Origin of the sequence: Algoriphagus sp. A40 (assembly GCF_002002735.1) — a bacterium.
Classification (GTDB): Bacteria; Bacteroidota; Bacteroidia; order Cytophagales; family Cyclobacteriaceae; genus Algoriphagus.
This window is the reverse complement of the sequence record NZ_MUNY01000018.1, coordinates 1-1,388: the sequence shown is the minus strand read 5'-3', so window position 1 is coordinate 1,388 and position 1,388 is coordinate 1. Positions and strand designations below refer to the sequence as shown.

The window sequence follows — 1,388 nt, the reverse complement described above, 5'->3', positions numbered from 1 at the left end:
CTACCAATGACGAGATAATATTTATTTTGATTTTATTCAATTATCGAATGTTTATTTTGTCTGGTATACTTCCATATTCATTTCTGCTGCAAGCTTGAGAACATATTTCTTTTTTTGGTTGAGTAGCTTGTCCTGGTAGTATTGAATGCCGTATTCAACAAAGTCCAGGCCCTTGACCATTAAGCGCCAATATTGTTCTGCAAGCTTTCTTGCTATTGCTTTTATTGCTATACCTGTTCCCTTTCTGGCTCGGAGCCTGCGCCCAAACTCGCCCAAAGCGATCTTCTTACTTTGAAGTAAGCTTTGGGCTGTTATCCTGAATATATTTCCGGCTTTTGGTGCTCCTTTGGATTTTGAGCGTTTCTGCTTTCCTGAATGGTTTTGTCCCGGAGACAGTCCAAGCCAACTGGTAAAGTGCTTTTCTGTCGGCCATCTGGACAAGTCTGTTCCCGTCTCGGTGTAGAGCTGGAACCAGCTGTAATCCGTAATTCCAGAAAGTTTGGTGGCATCTTTGCCTTCAAACAGTTTCAGAAGATGTTTGCCCAGATCTTCTACCTGGGGTTTGTTGTGCCGGATAGGTTTTCTGGAATCATCCAGATGGATATCTGAAAGATCCGTACCGTTCCGATTGAGGCTATGCTGGATTTTTTGATCACAGGCTGCAATCTGTAATTTGTAAAACTTATACCCCTGATAAGCCTGTTCCAAGCTGAACAACCCGACAGGGGAATAATGACCTTCCAGAGCCTTCAGCAGTTCTTCCCCTTTGCGTCGGATCAAATCCTTCTGACAAAGGGAAACCAATTTGTGGGGGTCACGCTCCCCGGATAGAATGGCCTCTATCATAGCCAATCCGCTTACACCCTGAACTTGGCTCAGTACCTCCGGAAGCCTGATGTTCATTTCGATCAACGCCTTTTGCATATGGTTGACATGCATCGACATGCTTCTGATATGGTCTTCCCTGAGGCGTTGATAGCCTCTGAGTTCTTTGACCAGTCCATCGGCCACAAAACAGCGGTTCAAAAGACCATAGGAATGCAACTGGTTGATCCACTGGCAGTCTTTTACATCCGTTTTTCTTCCTGGAACCTGTTTGGTCTGACGACCGTCCACCAACCAGACATCCATCCCAGCCTCTTCAAGGATATCATACAAAATGACCCAGTAATTGCCTGTAGCTTCCATGGCCACGGTATGGATACAGTGCTCATGAAGATAAGCCGCCGCTTCCTTAAACTCCGAAGTGAATGTGCCAAAGCTTGCCACTTCCTTTCCTTCGATGCCGATATAAATGCTCCTGGAGCCTATATCGATTCCTGCTGAATGAAGATTGATCTTTTCCATCCGGATTAGTTTTAAATCCCAAACCCGTTGAACACCTGTAG

At 45.2% G+C, this 1,388-nt stretch carries 1 protein-coding gene; it reads right to left on the bottom strand.

Translation table 11 applies throughout. The annotated features are described in order from the left end of the window. Positions 1-51: 51 nt before the first annotated feature. The coding region (locus B0E43_RS00095) for an IS110 family transposase (RefSeq protein ID WP_077346035.1) at positions 52-1,388 on the bottom strand (1,337 nt) is incomplete at its 5' end.